This is a genomic window from Rhodococcus sp. WMMA185 (genome assembly GCF_001767395.1).
GTDB lineage: Bacteria > Actinomycetota > Actinomycetes > Mycobacteriales > Mycobacteriaceae > Rhodococcus_F.
Genome location: NZ_CP017014.1, coordinates 3,250,550 through 3,267,528, shown reverse-complemented (window position 1 = coordinate 3,267,528; position 16,979 = coordinate 3,250,550). Strand labels below are relative to the sequence as shown.

Annotated in this window: 15 protein-coding genes; 12 read left to right on the top strand and 3 right to left on the bottom strand. The window is 63.4% G+C overall.

Going from position 1 to position 16,979, the window contains the following annotated elements:
* The first annotated feature begins 366 nt into the window (after nucleotides 1-366).
* Genes BFN03_RS14645 through BFN03_RS14600 form a run of 10 tightly spaced genes read left to right on the top strand, consistent with a single transcriptional unit; the run spans nucleotide 367 to nucleotide 10,549 of the window.
* Nucleotides 367-1,131: an MlaE family ABC transporter permease gene (locus BFN03_RS14645; protein ID WP_070379611.1), complete on the top strand. Its 765-nt coding sequence runs from the start codon at nucleotides 367-369 to the stop codon at nucleotides 1,129-1,131.
* Between the two features lie 20 nt (nucleotides 1,132-1,151).
* The gene (locus BFN03_RS14640) at nucleotides 1,152-2,003 is read left to right on the top strand and encodes an MlaE family ABC transporter permease (RefSeq protein ID WP_070379610.1); all 852 of its coding nucleotides are present in this window, start codon (nucleotides 1,152-1,154) and stop codon (nucleotides 2,001-2,003) included.
* Between the two features lie 12 nt (nucleotides 2,004-2,015).
* Nucleotides 2,016-3,191, top strand: a complete 1,176-nt coding sequence (locus tag BFN03_RS14635) for an MCE family protein (protein ID WP_070379609.1) — start codon at nucleotides 2,016-2,018, stop codon at nucleotides 3,189-3,191.
* 2 nt (nucleotides 3,192-3,193) lie between these two features.
* A complete protein-coding gene (locus tag BFN03_RS14630; RefSeq protein WP_070379608.1) occupies nucleotides 3,194-4,210 on the top strand; it encodes an MCE family protein in 1,017 nt (338 codons plus the stop codon).
* A gap of 2 nt (nucleotides 4,211-4,212) precedes the next feature.
* The gene (locus BFN03_RS14625) at nucleotides 4,213-5,268 is read left to right on the top strand and encodes an MCE family protein (protein WP_070380950.1); all 1,056 of its coding nucleotides are present in this window, start codon (nucleotides 4,213-4,215) and stop codon (nucleotides 5,266-5,268) included.
* A complete protein-coding gene (locus BFN03_RS14620; RefSeq protein ID WP_070379607.1) occupies nucleotides 5,265-6,548 on the top strand; it encodes an MCE family protein in 1,284 nt (427 codons plus the stop codon). Before BFN03_RS14625 ends, BFN03_RS14620 begins: the two co-directional genes overlap by 4 nt.
* Entirely contained in the window at nucleotides 6,545-7,804 is a 1,260-nt protein-coding gene (locus tag BFN03_RS14615) for an MCE family protein (protein WP_070379606.1), read from the top strand. Before BFN03_RS14620 ends, BFN03_RS14615 begins: the two co-directional genes overlap by 4 nt.
* Nucleotides 7,801-9,219, top strand: a complete 1,419-nt coding sequence (locus tag BFN03_RS14610; protein ID WP_070379605.1) for an MCE family protein — start codon at nucleotides 7,801-7,803, stop codon at nucleotides 9,217-9,219. The genes BFN03_RS14615 and BFN03_RS14610 overlap by 4 nt, the downstream gene beginning before the upstream one ends.
* The gene (locus BFN03_RS14605; RefSeq protein WP_157109624.1) at nucleotides 9,186-10,004 is read left to right on the top strand and encodes a hypothetical protein; all 819 of its coding nucleotides are present in this window, start codon (nucleotides 9,186-9,188) and stop codon (nucleotides 10,002-10,004) included. Before BFN03_RS14610 ends, BFN03_RS14605 begins: the two co-directional genes overlap by 34 nt.
* Nucleotides 10,001-10,549: a h domain protein gene (locus BFN03_RS14600; RefSeq protein WP_442971850.1), complete on the top strand. Its 549-nt coding sequence runs from the start codon at nucleotides 10,001-10,003 to the stop codon at nucleotides 10,547-10,549. Before BFN03_RS14605 ends, BFN03_RS14600 begins: the two co-directional genes overlap by 4 nt.
* A gap of 36 nt (nucleotides 10,550-10,585) precedes the next feature.
* Here BFN03_RS14600 and BFN03_RS14595 read toward each other — a convergent pair whose 3' ends face one another.
* Together BFN03_RS14595 and BFN03_RS20665 are read right to left on the bottom strand one after the other, a co-directional pair.
* Nucleotides 10,586-12,133 carry an alpha,alpha-trehalose-phosphate synthase (UDP-forming) gene (locus BFN03_RS14595; protein ID WP_070379603.1) on the bottom strand — a complete coding sequence of 516 codons (1,548 nt, stop codon included), beginning with the start codon at nucleotides 12,131-12,133 and terminating at the stop codon, nucleotides 10,586-10,588.
* Nucleotides 12,134-12,181: 48 nt separating this feature from the next.
* Nucleotides 12,182-12,352 carry a hypothetical protein gene (locus BFN03_RS20665; RefSeq protein ID WP_198163275.1) on the bottom strand — a complete coding sequence of 57 codons (171 nt, stop codon included), beginning with the start codon at nucleotides 12,350-12,352 and terminating at the stop codon, nucleotides 12,182-12,184.
* 169 nt (nucleotides 12,353-12,521) lie between these two features.
* On the opposite strand from BFN03_RS20665, the gene BFN03_RS14590 reads away from it, so the two are divergent.
* On the top strand, nucleotides 12,522-14,225 hold the full coding sequence (locus BFN03_RS14590) for an ABC transporter ATP-binding protein (protein WP_070379602.1): 1,704 nt from the start codon (nucleotides 12,522-12,524) through the stop codon (nucleotides 14,223-14,225).
* Nucleotides 14,222-15,970: an ABC transporter ATP-binding protein gene (locus tag BFN03_RS14585; protein WP_070379601.1), complete on the top strand. Its 1,749-nt coding sequence runs from the start codon at nucleotides 14,222-14,224 to the stop codon at nucleotides 15,968-15,970. Before BFN03_RS14590 ends, BFN03_RS14585 begins: the two co-directional genes overlap by 4 nt.
* 29 nt (nucleotides 15,971-15,999) lie before the next feature.
* Here BFN03_RS14585 and BFN03_RS14580 read toward each other — a convergent pair whose 3' ends face one another.
* Entirely contained in the window at nucleotides 16,000-16,935 is a 936-nt protein-coding gene (locus BFN03_RS14580; protein WP_070379600.1) for a methionyl-tRNA formyltransferase, read from the bottom strand.
* Between the last annotated feature and the right edge of the window lie 44 nt (nucleotides 16,936-16,979).

The window sequence follows — 16,979 nt, the reverse complement described above, 5'->3', positions numbered from 1 at the left end:
GTTCGCGATGGCCCCGTTCGGTTGCGGCCGGATACCCGTGGCCCGACGCCGCCGATGTGCTGGCGTCGATTCACCGAATACGCTCTGCGCCGACTGCGAATATTGATCAAACTGGTTGTGCTATACGTTATTCAGAGAATTGATCTGGAGTCGTAGATTGTCATTGCGAGTCGTTTCGGAGAATTTCCGCAAACATGTTCGGATGAATCCCCTCTTCGCTGTGGGTTGGGTATCCAAAGATCCTGACCGATGGTTGCTTTTTCTTTTGACAGGTAAACACGTTCTCATTAGTATGATCCGGGTCACAGGCAGGGTCGCCTAGTGAGACGGTCTGTGCCAGGCGCGATCTGAAACGGGGAGGGGTGGATGGTGGACCTCCTCGAGGTGCCGTTACGTGCGGTCGGCGGGTTCTTCATGATGGCAGGCGAGACCTTGAAGGCAATGTTCCAGAGGCCCTTCCAGCGCCGCGAATTCGTCGACCAGGCCTGGTTTATCGCCCGGGTCTCGATGCTGCCCACGGTATTGGTCGCCATTCCCTTCACAGTCCTGGTGAGTTTCACGATCAATATCCTTCTCCGCGAGATCGGGGCGGCGGACCTCAGCGGCGCCGGTGCCGCGCTCGGTACCGTCACTCAGGTCGGCCCTATCGTTACCGTGCTGATCGTGGCCGGCGCCGGCGCGACTGCAATCTGCGCAGATCTCTCCGCTCGCACCATCCGCGAAGAAATCGACGCGATGCGTGTGTTGGGTATCAATCCGATCCAACGACTCGTGGTACCCCGCGTGTTGGCGTCGACAGGGGTGGCACTCCTGCTCAACGGCTTGGTCTGCACGATCGGCATTCTGGGCGGCTTCGTTTTCTCGGTCTACATCCAGGACGTCAATCCGGGCGCGTTCGTCAACGGCATCACTCTGCTCACCGGGTTGGGTGAGCTGGTGATCTCGGAAGTCAAAGCCGGCCTGTTCGGCATGATCGCGGGCCTCGTCGCCTCCTACCTGGGTCTCAACGTCAAGGGTGGCGCGAAGAGTGTCGGTGACGCGGTCAACCAGACCGTGGTGTTCTCGTTCATGGCACTGTTCGTGGTCAACGTTCTCGTTACAGCCGTCGGCATCAAGCTGACGAGCGGGTGATCGACATGGCGGTGAAGTAGATGGTGCTGGCTGCAACCGGGCGCTTTCCTCGAACTCGCCGACGATTCGCGTCGGCATCTCGTTCAATCGATCGGCTTGGTGAACAGGCGCTGTTCTTCGTGAGGGCCATCGGTTCGGCGCCACGCGCCTTGATTCACTACCGCCGGGAGACACTGCGGCTGATCGCCGAGATCAGCATGGGTACGGGTGCGTTGGCCGTCATCGGTGGCACGGTTGTGATCGTCGGCTTCCTCACCCTGTTCACCGGCGGCACCATCGCCGTGCAGGGCTTCAGTTCGCTCGGCAACATCGGTGTCGAGGCACTCACTGGTTTCTTCGCGGCATTCATCAACGTGCGCATCGCGGCCCCCGTCATCGCGGGCATCGGATTGGCCGCCACGATCGGCGCCGGCTCCACCGCCCAGCTCGGCGCGATGCGGGTCTCGGAGGAAATAGACGCGCTCGAGACGATGGCGATCCCGTCGATCCCCTATTTGGTGAGCACCCGCGTGATGGCAGGAATGATCGCGATCGTCCCGCTGTACGCGCTGGCGGTCATCGCGTCCTTCGTCGCGAGCCGGTTCGCTACCGTTGTGCTCTACGGCCAGTCAGCCGGCGTCTACGACCACTACTTCTCCACGTTCCTGATACCAACGGACATCTTGTGGTCGTTCGCCCAGGCCATCGTGATGGCGATTGCGATCATGCTCATCCACACGTACTACGGATTCAACGCCTCCGGCGGCCCCGTCGGTGTTGGAGTCGCTGTCGGCAATGCAGTGCGTTCTTCGCTCATCGCCGTCGTGACCGTTACCCTGCTCATCTCGCTCGCCATCTACGGCGCGTCCGGCAACTTCAACCTCTCGGGATAGGACTGCCGGTAGATGACCGACTCGGGTGTGAAGAAGAAGCTTGCGGCGCTCGTGCTCGTCGCGAGCCTTGTCGCAATCATCGCAGTCTCGCTGGCGATGTTCAGCGGGACCTTCACCAAGTCCGTGCCCGTCACCGTCACGTCGAATCGCTCCGGGCTGGTGATGGACCCTGACGCGAAGGTAAAGCTCCTCGGCGTCGAGGTCGGTCGCGTCGGATCAATCGAGTACGTCACGAACGGCGCAGAGCTGAAGCTCGACATCTATCCCGACATGTTGTCGTTGATCCCCTCCAACGTCTTGGTGGACATCACCTCCACGACAGTGTTCGGCGCGAAGTACGTGAATCTCACGATGCCCGCTGACCCGTCGTCCACCCATCTGCAGTCCGGCGACGTCATTTCCTCCGACAACGTCACCGTCGAGTTCAATACCGTCTTCCAGCACCTGTCCGACGTGCTGGCCCAAGTACAGCCTGAGAAACTCAACGCCACCCTGGGTGCCATCTCTACTGCGCTGCGAGGCCGGGGCGATGAACTCGGCGCTCTGCTCGAGCAGGGAGACGAGTATCTGGCAAAGATGAATCCGAGTCTTCCCCAGTTGCAAGAGGATCTGTCGAAGGCGGCACAGGTCAGTGCCGTATACGCCGACACCGCACCGGATCTGCTGCGAGTGGCCGACAATGCAACGGTGACCAGCGCCACCATCGTGGACGAACAAGACAACCTGGACGCAGTGCTGCTCAACGTCATCGGCCTGTCCGACACCGCCAACATACTGCTCACCGACAACGAGCAGAACACGGAGTCCCTCCTCGACCTCCTTGTCCCGACGACGGAACTGCTGGATGAGTACTCGCCCGGATTCACCTGCTTCATCGTGGGGCTGAACGACCTGATCCCACTGGCGGAAGAAATAATCGGAGGCAATCAGCCGGGCATCGCCATGAATTCCGGCTTCGTGTACGGGCAGGAGCCATACACCTATCCGAAGGACCTGCCAAAGGTCAATGCGACAGGGGGGCCGGCTTGCCACGGTCTTCCGAATCCCGACCCGAATGTGAATGCGAAGTTCGTGGTTGCCGACACGGGAACGGTGCCGTTCGTGCCCTCGACTGAGGTCCAGTTCAACCTGCCAAAGGTTTTCCAGCTTTTGTTCCCGGGCATGTATCCCGAGCAAGGCGGGCGGTAACTGTGCGAGCAACCTCGGTCAAGCTGCTGATATTCGCGACGGTGATGTCGATGATCTTCGCTGGTCTCGCCCTGGTGTTCAGTCAGTACCGGTTCAGTAGTTCCCACGGCTACCACGCCGTATTCACAAGCGTTTCCGGACTCGCCGCCGGTGACAAGGTGCGAATTGCCGGCGTTCCGGTAGGTGCCGTCGACAAGGTGAGCATTAACGACGACAACCTGGCCGTGGTCGATTTCAGCGTCGACACCAAATACTCGTTGTTCGACGGCACCAAGGCGACAGTGCGGTACGAGAACCTCGTCGGCGATCGCTACATGGAACTTCTCGAAGGGGCAGGGTCGGTGGAACCACTGGCTGCCGGCGCCACGATCCCTGTAGCCAACACCTCTCCCGCTCTCGATCTGGATCTGTTGCTCGGTGGCTTCAAACCGCTGCTGCGGGCACTCGATCCGCAGCAGGTCAACGATCTGTCCGCGGCGCTGGTTCAGGTGTTCCAGGGGCAAGGGGGAACGTTGGTGTCGTTGCTCGGCAGCACGAGTTCATTCACGAACACTCTGGCCGACCGGGATGAATTGATCGGCGATGTGATCGACAACCTCAATGAGGTTCTCGGCACGATCGACGAGCGTGACGACCAGTTCCGATCGACGCTGGACTCGCTTCAGCAGTTGGTCAGTGGACTTTCGCAAGATCGCGAGCAGATCGGCGACGCCATCCCTCGAATTTCCACGGCCACCGGAGATCTCGCGAATCTACTCGAGGGCGCACGACCCCCGCTCCAGAGCACGATCTACGAAGCGAACCGGACCGCCACCCAACTCCAGGCCGGAGAAGAGCACGTCGAGTGGGTCCTGCAGAACCTACCGGACGCCTATCGCAAGCTCATCCGAATCGGCACGTACGGCAGCTTCTTCCAGATGTACGTGTGTAGTGTCCGGTTCAAGTTCTCCGGACCGGACGGAGCGGATCTGATCCTCAACTTGCCGGGCGCTCAGACGACGGGGAGGTGCGCACCGTAGTCATGAAGAGTGAACGCGATCCCGTGCAGGTGGGAATCATCGGTATTGCCGTGACGGCCATGATCGTGATTGCCACCCTGCAATACGATCAGCTGCAATTCCTTTCGGGTGGAGCGCAGTACTCGGCCAGATTCGAGGACGCGGGCGGTCTGATGACCGGCGATACCGTGACGCTCGCCGGTGTCGACGTGGGCAAAGTTGCCGAGGTCGAACTCGACGAACAACACGTGCTCGTCACGTTCACGATCGAGGACGGTATCGCCCTCGGCGATGCGTCCGAGGCGAATATCAAGACCAATACCGTCCTCGGGCGCAAGTCGCTCGAGGTCACACCTCGCGGTCAGGACACGATGCCCGTCGGGTCGACGATTCCGTTGGAACGCACGAACTCTCCGTACTCGCTCAACGATGCGCTCGGAGACTTCACCACGACGGCGTCAGAGCTCGATACGGACGAGATCAACGATGCGCTCAACGCGATGTCCGGTGCGCTCGAGAACACCCCGCCCGAACTCCGCACGGCTCTCGACGGGATGACCCGGTTGTCCGAGTCCATCAACTCTCGGGACGAGAGTCTGAAGCAGCTGCTCTCGCGCGCGGAGAACGTGACGGGAATCCTTGCCGAGCGCAGCGACCAGATCAACTCCCTGATCGTGGAAGGGAACGAGTTGTTCGCCGAACTCGATCTGCGGCGGGCGGCGATCAGTCAGCTGATCGTGAATATTTCAGCGGTGTCTCGGCAGTTGACCGGTCTGGTCCTGGACAACCAGGAGCAGATGAAACCGACACTGGACAAACTGAACTCGGTGGTCGACGTTCTGCAGAGGAACAACGAAAATATCGCGCAGGCTCTCGAGGGCCTCGCACCGTACGCGACTCAGCTCGGCGAGACTGTCGGTAGCGGACCGTTCTTCATGGCCTACGTCTACAACATCGGCATCGGGAATCTGCTCCAGGGACTGAGCGATGCGGTGACCTGGCCGGAGCACCTTCCGAATGACCTCGAAGCCTTCACCGAGTCGGGTCCGTCCTTCGAGCTGAGAGAGCCCCAGCCATGACCATCACGGATGCTGTTCGTACCCGGAAGACCTGGTGGATTCGGGCAGGTGTCGCCGCCGTCGCGGTGTCGCTGGTGGTCGGTGCCGTGGTGATCTTCGTGCCCAGAATCTTCCAGGTCACGATCACCGCAGACTTCCCTGCCACCACCGGTCTGTATTCGGGAGACGACGTACGCGTCCTGGGTGTCAAGGTGGGCACGATCGACAGCATCGAACCCGGCGCAGACTTCTCGCGGGTGACGATGTCCGTCGACAGGAGCGTCGAGATTCCTACGGACGCCCTGGCCGTCATCGTCGCTCCTAGCCTGGTGTCGGGGCGGTTTATCCAACTGACGCCGGTGTATGAGGGCGGGCCGACGATGGCCGACGGCGCGAGCATCCCGATCGAGCGCACGGCCGTGCCCGTGGAGTGGGACGAGATCAAGACCGAGCTGACCAAGCTGTCGGAGGCGCTCGGCCCGCAGGGGGCCGACCCGCAGGGCGCGCTGGGTACGTTCATCGACACTGCCGCTGACAATCTCGACGGAAACGGTGAGTCACTGCGCAGCACCCTGCGGGAACTGTCGGAAACCATGCGGATCCTCTCGGACGGCCGGACCGACCTTTTCTCCACCGTCCGCAACCTACAGACGTTTGTGGCGGCCCTGTCGTCGAGCAACGAGCAGATCGTCCAGTTCGAGGGCCGGCTCGCATCGGTATCGAGCATGCTCGCCGACAATTCCGATGAGCTCGGAGCGGCTCTGAACGATCTCGACATAGCGATCGGCGACGTCAACCGGTTCGTGACGGAGAACCGGGCCAGCTTGAGCGAACAGGTGGCCCGCCTCGCCGACGCCACCCAGGTGCTCGCCGACAAGCGGCCCCAACTCGAACAGGTTCTCCACGTCGCCCCCACAGCCCTTGCCAACTTCAACAACATCTACAAGCCGGCGCAGGGGTCGGTGGTCGGCGCGATTGCGTTCTCGAACTTCGCTAACCCCGTCAACTTCATGTGCGGCGCCATTCAGAGCCTGGAATCCAATCAGTCCGACCGCAGCGCCGATCTGTGTACACAGTATCTGTCTCCGGTACTCAACTCCCTGACGGCGAATTACCTGCCCATTCTGACCAACCCGACCACTGGAGTGAATGCGTTTCCGGACCAGATCGAGTACAGCCCACCCAGCCTGGAGGCATCCATGCCGCGGCAGTCTGCTCCGGTGATGACCATTCCGGGGATGCCTCCCGTCGACGTACCCAAGAGTCTGCGAGACCTTCTGACACCGGGGGGTGGGCGATGACAAGACATTCGGGCGCTCGCCGCACCGGTATCGCGGCAGCGGTGGTCGTGGTGTCCCTGACGCTGAGCGCATGCGAGTGGGGAGGGCTGAACTCTCTTCCGTTGCCAGGGACGGAGGGTAGAGGCGACGACGCCTACACGGTCGAGATCCAGATGCCCAATGTGACTACGCTGTCCCAAAACTCGCCGGTACGCGTGAACGACGTGACGGTGGGCACCGTGACCGGAATCGAGGTTCAGGACTGGCATGCGCTCGTGTCCGTCTCGATCAACGGTGACGTCCAGTTGCCGGCGAACGCGACCGCCAAGATCGGCCAGACCAGCCTCCTGGGCTCTCAGCATCTCGAACTGGCTCCGCCCGTCGACACCGAGCCCGAAGGAAGGTTGGAGGACGGCGACGTCATCCCGATCGAGCGGGCGGGCGCCTACCCGACCACGGAACAGACGCTGTCGTCGTTGTCGGTGGTGCTCAACGGTGGCGGGATCGCACAGATCCGCGACATCACCCAGGAACTCAACGCCGCACTGGACGGGCGCGAAGAGTCGATCCGGGATCTACTTCCCAAACTCGACCAACTCGTCACCAGCCTCGACCAGCAGAAGGGCGACATCATCGGTGCGATGGAGGGTCTCGACCGGTTGTCGGAGACCGTCAACGCTCAGAAGGCCACCCTCGACGCGGCACTGGACGGCATCCCACCCGCACTGGCAGTGCTCGTGGAGCAACGCCAGAATCTGACGACCGCACTGGTCGAGGTCGGCAAGCTCAGCGACATCGCGAGTCGGCTGGTGGAGAGCAGTGGTGAGAATCTGACCGAGAATCTGCGCAATCTCACACCGGTTCTGCGGGAACTGGCGAACTCCGGAAGCGCGCTCACCGGGGTGCTGACCCTGCTGCTGACGTATCCGTTCCCGATGACGACGATCGACAGAGTGATCAAGGGGGACTATGCGAACCTCATGATGACGATCGACATGACCAACGAGCGCATCGACAAGAACTTCCTCACGGGGACGGCTCTTCAGGGATCGCTCGGTGGTGTCGAGGGTGCGGTGGGCGCGCTTGCCGGAGTGGCCGGGGAGTCGAGCGATCCGTTGCGGGCGCCGTTGCTGCCGCCGGCCGATCCGGCACCCGCGTTGCCGCCGATCCCCGGGCTTCCCCAGATACCAGGGCTTCCGCAGATACCGGGGCTGCAGATACCCGGACTGCAGATACCTGGACTTCCGCCGCAACTCGGAGGGGTGCCGGCACCATGAGAATGACGCGGTTCGTCCGAATTCAGTTGATCCTCTTCTCGATTCTCACCGTCATCGGCCTGACGGTGATGTCCATCCAGTATGTGAGGGTGCCGATGCTGCTCGGCATCGGCCGCTACGAGGTGACGGTAGAGCTGCCGGCCACGGGAGGGTTGTACCCGCACGCCAACGTCGCGTATCGCGGCACCAATATCGGCGTGGTCGAGGAGGTCACACTCACCGCTGCCGGTGTCGACGCGAAGTTGTCACTCGACAGCAACTACAAGATTCCGGCCGATGCCGACGCCGCCGTCAAGAGCGTGTCGGCGATCGGGGAGCAGTATGTCGATCTGATTCCGCGGGTCGACGGTGCCGACGCCGACGGACCGTATCTCGCGGCCGGAGACGTGATCCCCCTAGGCCGCACAAGCATCCCGCAGGATGTCGGCGAGATGCTCGACCAGGCAGACGTTCTGCTTGCGAGCATTTCGGACACTCGCCTCCAAACGGTGATCGACGAAGCGTTTATGGCATTCAATGGGTCGGGCCCAGAGTTGCAGCGGCTCATCGACTCGGCGCGGCTCTTCGTCGAGGAGGCGGACGCGAACAGTGAGGCAACCCGAGACCTGATCGACCGGGCTGGTCCTCTGCTCGACACGCAGATCGTCAGCAGCGACGCGATCCGTTCTTGGACAAGAGACTTGTCGATCTTCACCGATCAGCTACGAGCAAGTGATCCGAATCTGCGGTCGGTACTCGAGAAGGCTCCGGGCGCAACGCAGGAAACCACTCAGCTGTTTCAGGATTTGCAGCCAACCCTGCCGATCCTGCTCCGGAATCTGGTGAGTGTCGCCGAGGTCGGGGTCATCTACAACAAGAGCATCGAACAGGTCCTGGTCATCTACCCGCCGCTGACCGCGGCGCTCGTGACATCGGCGACGGGCGGACCAGTCGAGGACGGCGCGATCGTCGACTTTGCGCTGCAACTGACGGATCCCCCAGCCTGTACTACGGGATTCCTGCCCGCGGACCAGAGGCGCAGCGGCGACCAGACAGATCTGATCGACACACCGAACAACCTGTACTGTAAGACCGCCCCGGACGACCCGTCCGTCGTGCGCGGTGCACGAAACCTGCCGTGCATGGAGTTCCCTGGCCGCCGCGCGCCGACCGTTGAGGCATGCCGTGACGGCGGCTGGGAGCCGGTGGGCAACAACCCACCCTACGGGCCGGTCATGCCCCCGGATGTACCGTCATACATTGCGGTTCCGAGTTCATACGAAGGCGCCGATAGTGCACCGGTCGCGTCCGTTCCCTACGATCCGGCTACCGGTAGCTTCATCGGTTCGGATGGAATGACATACACCCAAACGGATCTGGCGGGGCAAGGGAAGGACTCCACGTGGCAGACGATGATGACAGACCAGCAGCTTTGAGCTCCACTACGAACGGGCACCCGGCAGAGTCCGTGGACGGATCGACGACCGTACGGGCGCCCGCACAGGCGGGTCGAAACCGGCGAAGGGCTGTCCGCCACGCGGGCCCGCCGGAGGGGAAGGCCGAGGCTCCGGATCCGGTCGTGCTGACGAAATCGGCTGGGCCGATCCCAGAATCCGCTCCTGCCGAGTCCGCGACGGAGCGTATTGCGACGAGTGGACCCTCGTCGGTGTCGGTTGCGGCACCGATGGCGCCGTCGACCGGCAGCGCATCGCCTGCCGCGGAACCGAGGCCCCGCAGTCGGCCGAGGTTCTCCCTCGGGTGGGGATTGACCGGATTGTTGATTGTCGCGCTTCTCGCGGCGACGGTGGTTCTGCTGTTCGACCACCGTTCCGCACAGGAGCGGGACAACCGCCGCCAGGCGTTCGTCGATACTGCCCGGCAAACCGTTTTGAACCTCACCACCATTCACCCCGAGACCGCGAAGGAGGACGTCGACCGGATTGTTGCCGGTGCATCCGGCGAGTTCCTCGACGAGTTCAGGGGGCGTGAGGGACCGTTTGTGGATGTCGTGAAGGCCGCGGAGGTGACCACAACAGGCGAGATCGTCGAGGCGGGCATCGAGTCGGAGACCAACATCTCGGCAAAGGTACTCGTGGCCGCCCGAACAATGGTGACCAGTGCGGACCAACCGGCACCCTCACCGCGCGACTTCCGAATGCGCGTGACCGTTAGCGAAGTCGATGGCAAATTGACGGCATCGAAGGTGGAGTTCGTCCCATGACCGAGAACAATGCTGGGAGCCCGACGGAACCCGCGACCGTCGAAAGCGGGACGAAGCTGGCCGGGAACAATCCGATGGTGCTGAAGATCGTGGCGGCGGTCGTGGTCGTCGCACTCGCTGCGGTGGTGGGTTTCCTCTCGTACGACCGTTGGCAGGACGATTTGGCGCAGCAGGCACGCACCGAGGCCGTCGAGGCCGCAAAGGATCAGGCCGTGGCGATGCTGGCATACGACTTCACCGACGTCGACGACCAATTGGCCTCTGCTGCGGACGGTCTCACGGGCGGGTTCCGTGACGAGTACACCACGCTGGTGCGAGACACTATCGGCCCCGGAGCCAAGGAGAAGCAGCTCACCGTGCAGGTAAGCGTTCAGGCCGCTGCTCCGGTGTCGACCACGCCGACCGAGGCCGTAGTCCTCCTGTATCTCAACCAGATCACCACGAGTGCCGAGGCCCCCGAGGCCAGAACCTCGGGTAGCCGGGTGCGAGTCTCGTTGCAGAAGATCGATGATCGTTGGCTCGTCGATCGGCTCACTCCGGTGTAGCGGCGTCGGGGCTCAGGAGCCGGCTGAGCCGCCGAGTCAGTTCTCTCCGGTGGACTGCCCCGAGTAGTTCGATTCGCCGGCCTCTGCCGGCTCGATCAATGCGGGACCCGCCGCGCCGTCGTGAGCGAGGGCATTGAGGAACGACTTGGCCCACCGGTCGACATCGTGAGTCAGTACCTGTCTGCGTAGGGCACGCATGTGGCGGCGGCCATCCTCGCGCGGCTGGAACAGGGCCTGCTCCATTGCGTCCTTCACGCTGTCGAGGTCGTGGGGGTTACACAAGAACGCCTGCCGCAGTTCGGCTGCCGCACCGGTGAACTCGCTGAGCAGTAGGGCTCCACCGAGATCGCTGCGACAGGCCACGTACTCCTTGGCGACGAGGTTCATGCCGTCGCGCAGCGGTGTCACGAGCATGACGTCGGCGGCGACGAAGAAGGCGATCAAATCGTCGCGGGGGATGGGCCGGTGTAGGTAGTGCACCACGGGCTTGCCGACCTCGCCGTATTCGCCGTTGATCCGCGAGACCATGCGCTCGATCCCGTCGCGCATCTGCACGTAGCTCTCGACCCGTTCCCGGCTCGGCGTGGCGAGTTGAACCATGACCGTCTCGGTTGGGTCGATTCGGTGCTCGTCGAGTAGTTCCTTCAGAGCCGACAGCCGGACATCGATCCCCTTCGTGTAATCGAGGCGATCGACGCCGAGCATGATGTATTTGGGGTTGCCCAGTTCCTTGCGGATTGCTCGGGCGCGGTCGCGGATGGCTTTCGACCTGGACTGTTCGTCCAGCTTTCCCGAGTCGATGGAGATCGGAAACGCGCCGACACGCACCGTGCGGAAACCCACCTGCACGACGCCCAGCTTGGACCGGACCCCCACGTTTCCGCGGGATGTCTGCTGCCCCGCGAGTCGCCGTGCCAGGAACAGGAAGTTCTGGGCGCCGCCCGGCAGATGGAAGCCGATCAGGTCGGCACCGAGGAGACCCTCGACGATTTCGGTGCGCCACGGCATCTGCATGAACAGTTCCACCGGTGGGAACGGAATGTGCAGAAAGAACCCGATGGTCAGGTCGGGGCGCAGCATGCGCAGCATCTTGGGCACGAGCTGCAGTTGGTAGTCCTGCACCCAGACGGTGGCACCGTGGGCCGCAGCCTTCGATGTGGCCTCCGCGAAACGGCGGTTGACCTCGACGTAGGTGTTCCACCAGTCCCGGTTGTATTCGGGCTTGACGATGACGTCGTGGTAGAGCGGCCACAGGGTGGCGTTGGAGAAGCCCTCGTAGTATTCGGCGATCTCCTGGGAGCTCAATGGGACCGGGTAGAGCTCGAGTTCATCCTCGACGACGGGGTCGAGTTCGGCGTCCGCGACGCCCGCCCAGCCGACCCACGCGCCCTGGTTGCGGCGCAGGATCGGCTCGAGCGCCGTGACGAGGCCACCCGGACTGCGTTTCCAACGTGTCGTGCCGTCCGGGAGGCGTTCGAGGTCGACCGGTAGTCGGTTCGCGACCACGACGAAGCTAGCTTGCTCGGAGACAGGATCAACTCTCGAGCTCGAGGACGGTTCTGACGATTCCGAGCTTGCAGCCACTGGCTTCCTTCGCAGTCGAAGTGGATGACTTCTCAGTCGAGCCCTTTTTCAGTCGAGCTTGTTGGGTCCGATTCCGAGCATGGCGAGCAGCATCCTGCACTCGTCGGCATTGTCAGCGTAGGCAGCAACAACGCGCTGTGCCTGATGGGCAGTCTCGTCGGCCAGAGGTTCGAGTTCCTCGTCCATGGTGTCGTCTACGGCGGTCGTCTTCGCAACCATCACTAAATTCCTCTCGGGCTTGCATCTTCCGGCGTGCGCAGAAGTGCGTATCGGCGACTCTATGAGAACCGGGCACGTCGACGCCAGTTGCGCATCGATTAGGGTTCATCAGTTAGGGTCCACTTACTTTATTGGTGGGCGTGAGACGCCGGCGTTTGGAGTTACACGCGTGAAGACTGGTGGCACCGCAATTCTGTATCGCACCCTGGTGCGCAGCCGTGCCCGGCTCGGGATCGGCACCGTTCTGCTCTGCGTTCATCAGGTGGCAGAAACGTTGGTCCCGATTTTGATCGGCGTCATCGTCGACCGAGCTGTCGCAACCGGTGACGTCGTCGCACTCTCGGTGTGGCTGTGCGCGCTGGCGCTGCTGTTCGTTGTTCTGACCATTTCGTGGCGCTACGGTGCGCGCTTCGTCGTGGTGGCAATGCAGAACGAGGCGCACCAGTTGCGGATGGAGGTAGCTCGCCGGATCCTCGACCCTCGCGGTGTGCGCACCGATCTCCGCGCAGGCGAGTTGCTCTCCGTATCCACCTCCGACGCCGACCGCACCGCCTGGATAGTCGATATCGCACCGCGTGCGGCCGCAGCCCTGACTGCGGCAATCGGTTCGGCGGTCGCCCTGCTTGTGATCGACGTTCAGCTCGGACTCGTCGTTCTGCTGGGCACCCCTCTCATACTCGGGCTTCTCCAACTCGCGGCGCCACTCATCACCCGCCGAGCCACTGACCAGCAGGCCTCCGTCGCAAGGGCATCCGCCATGGCGACAGATCTGGTGAGCGGCTTGCGTCCGCTACGGGGGATCGGTGCAGAGAGCTCGGCCTCTTCGCGATACCGGAAAGCCAGTCGTGAGGCCCTCGGCGCCACTGTCCACACGGCCAAGAGCTCCGCGATCTTCGTTGGGGTGTCCATGACCGTCAGCGCCCTGCTCGCTGTCGGTGTGGCTGGGGTTGCGGGCTGGTTCGCACTTCAAGGCCGTATCACCATCGGCGAATTGATCACCGTTGTAGGCCTGTCCCAGTTCTTCATCGAACCGCTCGGTGAGCTGGCAGGCCTGCCCGGACTTCTGGCGCTCGCACGTGCGTCGGCGGATCGTCTCGCGCTCGTCCTGGACGCACGGCCGATGCTCCCCGCCGCGGCCGGCCACATGCCCGACGGCTTTGAGCTGAGCCTGACCGGGGTGTCGTACAGGTCGCTGCGCGCCGTGGATCTCCGGGTCGCGCCCGGAGAATTGCTGGGCGTCGTGGCCTATCGGCCCCAGGATGCAGAGGCGTTGGCTGCGTTGTTGTCGGGTCAGATTCCGCCCGATCACTACGAAGGCGAGTTGACGGTGGGCGGAGTGCGCCTGTCGGATGTCGATCTAGCGCATGCACGGCGGGCGGTACTCGTCGAACCGCACCACGGTGATCTGTTCTCCGGCACTCTCGCGTCGAACGTGACCGCGGGTAGGTCCGACTCCACGTCTACGGAGGTGAGGGCAGCGCTCACCGCCTCCGCGGCAATCGATGTGATCGACGCCCACCCGGCAGGCATCGAAGGCGAGGTGGCCGATCGGGGGACCTCACTGTCCGGCGGGCAGAGACAGCGGGTGGCCCTCGCTCGCGCACTGGTGTCGCGGGCCCCGGTGATGGTGCTGCACGATCCGACGACGGCCGTGGACGCGGTCACCGAGCATTCGATCGCACGCGGTATCGCCGATCTGCGTCATCGGGACATCACGGCCGAGCAGACCACGATTCTCATCACGAGTAGTCCTGCCCTGCTGTCTGTGACCGATCGGGTGGTCGTGCTCGACGAGGGAACGGTCGTCAGTGAGGGAGCACATACCGAATTGGTGGCCGAGGACCCCACCTACCGGCGGGTGGTCCTGCGATGAGTGACCTGCTGCCCGTTGCGAACGCACGCGACACCTGGGCCTGGCTGGCATCGGAACTAGGCCGACGGCGCACTCGAAGCATATGCACGCTGCTGGTCGCAGCGACGGCAGCGGGCATGGCATTGGTGCCTGTCTACGTATTCGGTGTGCTCGTCGACCGGGTTGCGGCTGGCGCGCCACCGTCGACGATCGGATGGGTCGTTGCAGTAATCGCCGGGGCAGCGGTTGTCGGCGGCGTCTGTGCCGGGTTCGCGTCGTATCTGATCCGCAGTGTGGGCGAGGCGATCCTGGCGGATCTGCGAGAACGCACTGTCGACCGCGCGCTGCGGTTGCCGATCCAGACCGTCGAGCGCGTCGGCAAGGGCGACTTGCTCTCGCGGGCGGGCGACGACGTCGCGGTGATCGGTAAGGCCGTAACCGATGTCGTGCCCAGTCTGGTCGCGGCGGTCCTGTTGGTCGTGCTGAGCATGATCGCGATGCTCGGCATCGATTGGCGGCTCGGACTCGCAGGCATGGTGGCGCTCCCGATGTATGCGCTGGCGATGCGCTGGTACCTGCCTCGATCTGCGCCGGTCTACGCCGCCGAACGTGTCGCGATGGGGGACCGTTCACAGGCCCTGATCAGCAGCATGCAGGGCGCCCGCACCGTGCGCGCCTACGGCCTCGAAGAAAGCCACCTCGAGCAGATCAACGGTGCGTCAGGCAAGGCTCGTGACTTGTCGGTGGGCGTGTTCTCGCTGTTCACGAGGTTGATCGGGCGAGGAAACCGGGCCGAGTTCGTGGGGCTTGCCATCATTCTCGCCACCGGTTTCGCGTTGGTCAGAGCGGATATCGTCACCGTCGGGCAGACCACCGCCGCAGCGCTGCTCTTCCATCGGCTGTTCAACCCGATCGGCATGCTGATGTACACGTTCGACGAGGTGCAATCGGCGGGTGCGAGCCTGGCGCGGCTCGTCGGCGTCGTGAAACTCGAAGACGAATCTGGCGGGGGAGCGGTCGCTGTCGTCGAGCCCAGGGATTCGACGCTCGAACTCGCCGGGGTTCGCCACACCTACGACGGCGGCCACGAGGTGCTGCACGGCATCGATCTGCGGGTGGGACCTGGTGAACGAGTCGCCCTGGTCGGCTCGACCGGAGCGGGCAAGAGCACCGTCGCGGCGATTGCGGCCGGGTCGATCTCCCCGACTTCCGGTTCGGTGACAATCGGCGGAAGCGCCCTGTCGGAATTGGGGCAGGCGACTCTCCGGCGCCGGGTTGCCATTGTCAGCCAGGAAGTCCACGTGTTCGCGGGACCCTTGATCGACGACCTTCGGCTCGCGGCCCCCCATGCTTCCGAGGAGGATGCGGCGATGGCGCTGAAGACCGTGGGCGCGGGTGGCTGGGTGAATGCCCTAGACGACGGCATTCAGGCCGTGGTCGGAGAAGGCGGACACGAACTCACCGCAGCGCAGGCTCAGCAGCTGGCCCTGGCCAGGCTGGTTCTCGCGGACCCAGCTGTCGCTGTTCTGGACGAGGCAACCGCAGAGGCGGGCAGCGCAGGCGCGCGCGAGTTGGAGGCATCGGCAGACGCCGCGACCCGAGGTCGCACGACATTGGTGGTCGCCCACCGATTGACGCAGGCGGCCACCGCAGATCGGGTAGTGGTCCTCGAACACGGTCGGATCGTGGAGGAAGGGCCTCACGCACAGCTCGTCGCAGCAGGTGGCCGGTACGCCCAGTTGTGGTCGGCATGGGAGGGGCGGTAGCGAACCCCGGTGGACGACCGAGCAGTTAGCTACCTGCAGTAACCCCCGCCGTGGGGGAAGAAGTCGGTTCCCGCGAGTTCGGTGCCGTCGTCGAGGCGGACGCGTTGAATCTTCAGCCCCTTGCCCCGGCCGGTGCGGGCGTCGGGGCCGGCGACGATGACCATGCCGTCACCTTCCCGGATGAAGACACGCCCGGGGGTTCCGCCGTAATTTCCATTGGACACGGCGGCTTTCAAGACCCGAATTCGCTGGCCCTTGTAGTGGGTGAACGCGTTGGGGTACGGATCGGACTGTGCGCGGACGAGACGCTCGATGGCGTCGGCGGGCCACGTCCAGTCGATGTGGCTGTCTTCGGGTGCCCGCTTGTGGAAGAACGTAGCCTGCGACCGGTCCTGTGGTGTCCAGTCCGTGCGACCGGACGCGATGAGATCGAGCGCGTCGAGGGTGATTGGGCCGATCATGTCGACCGTGCGGTGGAACAGATCGGTGACGGTGTCCGTGGGCCCGACGGGTGTCGACCGCTGCAAGACGATGTCACCGGCGTCGAGTTCCTCGTCCATCAGGTGCGCGGTGAGGCCCACCTCTTCTTCGCCGTTGATCAGTGCCCAGATCAGCGGAGAGAATCCCGTGTACTTGGGCAACAGCGAGTCGTGGATGTTGAGGGTGCCGTAGCGCGGGGCATCGAAGACGTCCCTTGGCAGCCATGTACGCCAGTTGTTGGCGACGACGATGTCGGGGTCGGCCCGCTTCAGTGCTGCCTTGAAGTCTTCGTCCGGCTTGGTGGCGATGTGCACCGGAACCCCGTGATCCGTCGCGAGGTCGGCGACCGAATCGGCCCACATCTGCTCGTAGGCATGATCGCTCGGAGGATGCGTAATCGCGAGTACGACCTCATGTTCCGACTCGAGAAGGGCCTGCAGGGTACGGTGACCCCAGGTTTGATATCCGAGTGTGGCGACTCTCAACGCGGTCCTCCTGGACGAGCTTGTCGGTCAGTGCCGCACACGAG

Bases quoted from the DNA above. Each gene is read 5' to 3' on its own strand.
- BFN03_RS14645 (WP_070379611.1), top strand. From the start codon at position 367: ATGGTGGACCTCCTCGAGGTGCCGTTACGTGCGGTCGGCGGGTTCTTC.
- BFN03_RS14640 (WP_070379610.1), top strand. From the start codon at position 1,152: ATGGTGCTGGCTGCAACCGGGCGCTTTCCTCGAACTCGCCGACGATTC.
- BFN03_RS14635 (WP_070379609.1), top strand. From the start codon at position 2,016: ATGACCGACTCGGGTGTGAAGAAGAAGCTTGCGGCGCTCGTGCTCGTC.
- BFN03_RS14625 (WP_070380950.1), top strand. From the start codon at position 4,213: ATGAAGAGTGAACGCGATCCCGTGCAGGTGGGAATCATCGGTATTGCC.
- BFN03_RS14620 (WP_070379607.1), top strand. From the start codon at position 5,265: ATGACCATCACGGATGCTGTTCGTACCCGGAAGACCTGGTGGATTCGG.
- BFN03_RS14615 (WP_070379606.1), top strand. From the start codon at position 6,545: ATGACAAGACATTCGGGCGCTCGCCGCACCGGTATCGCGGCAGCGGTG.
- BFN03_RS14610 (WP_070379605.1), top strand. From the start codon at position 7,801: ATGAGAATGACGCGGTTCGTCCGAATTCAGTTGATCCTCTTCTCGATT.
- BFN03_RS14600 (WP_442971850.1), top strand. From the start codon at position 10,001: ATGACCGAGAACAATGCTGGGAGCCCGACGGAACCCGCGACCGTCGAA.
- BFN03_RS20665 (WP_198163275.1), bottom strand. From the start codon at position 12,352: ATGGTTGCGAAGACGACCGCCGTAGACGACACCATGGACGAGGAACTC.
- BFN03_RS14585 (WP_070379601.1), top strand. From the start codon at position 14,222: ATGAGTGACCTGCTGCCCGTTGCGAACGCACGCGACACCTGGGCCTGG.